This window comes from Streptomyces sindenensis (genome assembly GCF_014649035.1).
Classification (GTDB): Bacteria; Actinomycetota; Actinomycetes; order Streptomycetales; family Streptomycetaceae; genus Streptomyces; species Streptomyces sindenensis.
Map to the genome: position 1 here is coordinate 1 of NZ_BMSG01000073.1, position 3,250 is coordinate 3,250.

Annotated in this window: 3 protein-coding genes; all 3 read left to right on the forward strand. The window is 66.6% G+C overall.

What is annotated here, in order from left to right:
• Window positions 1-250: 250 nt before the first annotated feature.
• The 3 genes from IE145_RS34080 (at window position 251) to IE145_RS33055 (ending at window position 3,195) form a co-directional block, all read left to right on the forward strand.
• Complete coding sequence (locus IE145_RS34080; protein WP_506005047.1) at window positions 251-598, forward strand: integrase core domain-containing protein; 348 nt, start codon at window positions 251-253, stop codon at window positions 596-598.
• Window positions 591-2,435: a DUF6924 domain-containing protein gene (locus tag IE145_RS33050; RefSeq protein WP_189529106.1), complete on the forward strand. Its 1,845-nt coding sequence runs from the start codon at window positions 591-593 to the stop codon at window positions 2,433-2,435. The genes IE145_RS34080 and IE145_RS33050 overlap by 8 nt, the downstream gene beginning before the upstream one ends.
• A gap of 451 nt (window positions 2,436-2,886) precedes the next feature.
• Window positions 2,887-3,195, forward strand: coding sequence for a putative quinol monooxygenase (locus IE145_RS33055; RefSeq protein WP_189529107.1), 309 nt, complete (start codon window positions 2,887-2,889; stop codon window positions 3,193-3,195).
• Window positions 3,196-3,250: the final 55 nt, after the last annotated feature.

Sequence of the window (3,250 nt, forward strand, 5' to 3'; positions counted from 1 at the left end):
AGGTCGTAGCTCATGCCAGGAGGCTCTCATGCCGCTCTGATAGCCATAAGAAACGACGTCTTATGGGGGCCGAGGATCAAGAAGGGCTCCGACCTCATCCTTCACAGCGACCGTGGGTCGCGATACGTGTCAACTCGGTATATCGACCGGCTCGCAGACATCGGCGCCTTCGCCTCCGTCGGGTCGGGCGCGGACTTGTTTGACAACGCGATGGCCGAGGCACTGAACGGCACCTCCAAAGGCCGAACTTATAGAGACACAGCACCCCTGGAAGGACGTCGACCAGGTCGAACGGGCGATCTTCCAATGGATCACCTGGCACAACGGAGAGCGTCTTCACTCCGCGCTCGACTACGTCCCGCCCGCCGAGTACGAGGGAGCCTGCTGGCGAAGCACGGAGCAGACCCCGCAGTCCGCCTGGACCAAGACCACCGGACTCTACGAAACTCGGGGCAGCGCAGGCTGTGCGGCAGGGGTGTCAGGGCGGGAGTCGACGGGCCAACCAGGCCCGTTGTCAGTGGCGTCCGGCAGAATCCGCTTCACCGACCGCCACCATGACCTGGCGTCGCCCGGTAGGAGAAGAGGGTTCCATGCGTGAACTGCCCATGTTCGAACGTCTTTACCCCGATGTCCAGTTGACGTCCCCCTCGGGGAGGTTCGTGCTGCGGTGCGACCCGGAGGGTGTCGCCGTGGTCACGGACACCGATCGCGGTCAGGTCGTCTGGCGGGCGGGCGCAGCTGGACAGCTGTTGCTCGGGCACGGGTACGAGGTCGTCGTCGAGGGCGGGGAGGACGACGAGACGGTGTGGCGTTCCGGTTTCGCCGCGCCCGGGGCGCAGTACCTCGTCCTCACGGACGCCGGAGAGCTGGAACTCCTGGACCGCACACACGTCCGCCTCGGCAACATACGCACCGGACTCACCCACCCTGTGCCGCTCGGGGACGCGGCGCCCGCGGCTGCCGTCACCCGGGACGCGTATCTGGTCAAGGAGGGGAAGACGCGCCGGACAGTGGCCCGCCAGCAGGACGGATGGCTGCGGGTCTGCGAGTACGGGAAGAGCGGGGGGAGGAGCTACGCGCTGACGCGTCCGCTGGTCGACTGGTTCGAACAGGAAGGCACCGTGCTCACCTGGCGCCGGCACCTGGCGGGTGGTGCGAAATCCAAGAGCTTGATGCTGTGCCTGGTCGACTCCGCCGGGAGCGTCCTGTGGCACGAGGGCACCCAGCGCCCGCACGGACCGGTCCCCCTGGGAGAGCCCTACGCCTACGGTGGGCCCGCGCTGGAGGCGGGAGGGCGCCTGCGCAACCAGTCCCTGACGTCTTCCGCCGGTACGCACACACTGGCCCATCAGGGCAACGGCGACCTGACTCTGTACTGCCACACCAAGCGCCGTGCCGTGTGGTCGACCGGCACGGGGTGGGTGGACGGAGGATGGGCCGAGCTCTCCGAGGACGGTGTCCTCTCCGTCCGCAACACCCATGGTGTCCCGGTGTGGAGTTCCGGCCCGTCCGGCTCGGGGGCCCGCAGGCTCGTGGTCGAAGATGACGGCCGTGCCGAACTGCGTGACGTGGACGGCCGGTCGGTGTGGTCCGCAGGCGCACACACGGCATGCCACGGCCCCACGGCCGACGCCCCGCGGGGTGCCGTGCTGCGCCGAGGACAGACGCTCGGACGGCACTCCCTCACCTCCCCCGACGGAAGCACCGTGCTCGGACATTGGGACGAACGCCGCCTCGTGCTGTTCGGAGCCGACCAGACCTGGCTCTGGTACGCGCACCTCGGCGAAGCGGCCGACCCCGGACTGCGGCTCGACGAAGACGGCATGCTGCGCGTTCTCGGCGACGAACGCCCACCGCTGGGCGGACCGGCTGACGAACTGCGTGTCGAGGAGGGCGGAGTGGTCCTGTGCCGTGCCGACGGCACGGTCGTCTGGCGCGACGGCGAGGCAGTGGCCGAGCCCTCCGCCGCCCCGAACCCGCCCGCACGGGGAGGACTCGTGAAGAGCCTGCCGGACACGGACGAGACCCTGCTGATCCGCACCGACTTCTCCGACCCGACCGCTTGGCAAGCTCTGCTCACGACCGTCATGACACCGAACCAGGACGGCTTCCTCGCGAACGTCCACCCAGTGGATGATCTCGCCTATCGCGACCTGACGACCGAACAGATCCTCTCGGCGGCACACGAGCTGGACACCGAGCTTCTCATCGTGGCCGACAAGACCGCCCTCACGGCGCCGGAGATGCCGCTGCTGGCCCTCCTGCTCTCCGACGAGAACGACGAAAGCGGGGAGGGTGAGGCCCGGCAGACGCACGACCGGCTCCGAGTCGTAGCCACAGAACTGTGGTCGGTCGAGAACAACATTTCCCTCGCCAACATGGATTGGGAGGACTTCGAGAACGCCGCCCACGACGGTGTCTTCCGGGGCTTCTGACCCAGGCAGGACCGAAGGGGCGTCCCGAAACGCATCACATGAGTCGAGCATCCTCCGTCAGGCTGCCGAGGTGTGGGTCATCGAACCGTTGGATCGACGGCGGGCTGCCTGTTACCCGAGTTGAGAATTCCATCAGGGATCCTTCTCGTGTGACGGCGACATGCCAGAACGCCGTGAAATTTTCCATCACAAATCCCACTCGGTCCATGAATCAGGTGTTTCGCCTGTGGGCTGCATTTGCAGGCGGGAGGACACCGGGTGAGGGTTGAAGGGTCCAGGAATTCCTTGGGGTGCGATCCAACACCTCGGCAAGGGGCCAGGAGGGGAAGGGAGGGGGCCAGCCATGACATGGCGATGACGCCATTGCGGACGGCTGCCTGAGCCGCGCGCCGGGTGGCTCAAATGTTGCGACTACGCGAACCGGGCAAGCGGAAGTGAAGGAGACCCTCAGATGGCTACGCAGGTCAGCAAAGCAGTCCTGGTACGGCTGCAAGCCCTCCCCGGCAGGGAGGACGACGTCCGCGACTTCCTGAGTCAGGGGCTGTCAATCGTTGAGGGAGAGCCCGGGACCGTGAGGTGGTTCGGAATCCAGTTCGGACCCTCATCGTTCGGGATCTTCGATGCCTTCCCCGACGACGACGGGCGCCAAGCACACCTGTCGGGCGCGGTCGCGCACGCGCTCGGTGAGAGAACGGGTGAGCTCTTCGAGGAACCCACGATCGAGCTGATCGATGTGATCGTGGAGAAGCAGCCCGCTTAGAAGTCATCTCATTTGGTGAGCCTGCGGTAGCAGATGAGGGTGCAGGCGATGCTGG

Excerpts from the sequence above, each read along its gene's own strand:
- IE145_RS33050 (WP_189529106.1), top strand. The coding sequence starts at position 591 with ATGCGTGAACTGCCCATGTTCGAACGTCTTTACCCCGATGTCCAGTTG.
- IE145_RS33055 (WP_189529107.1), top strand. The coding sequence starts at position 2,887 with ATGGCTACGCAGGTCAGCAAAGCAGTCCTGGTACGGCTGCAAGCCCTC.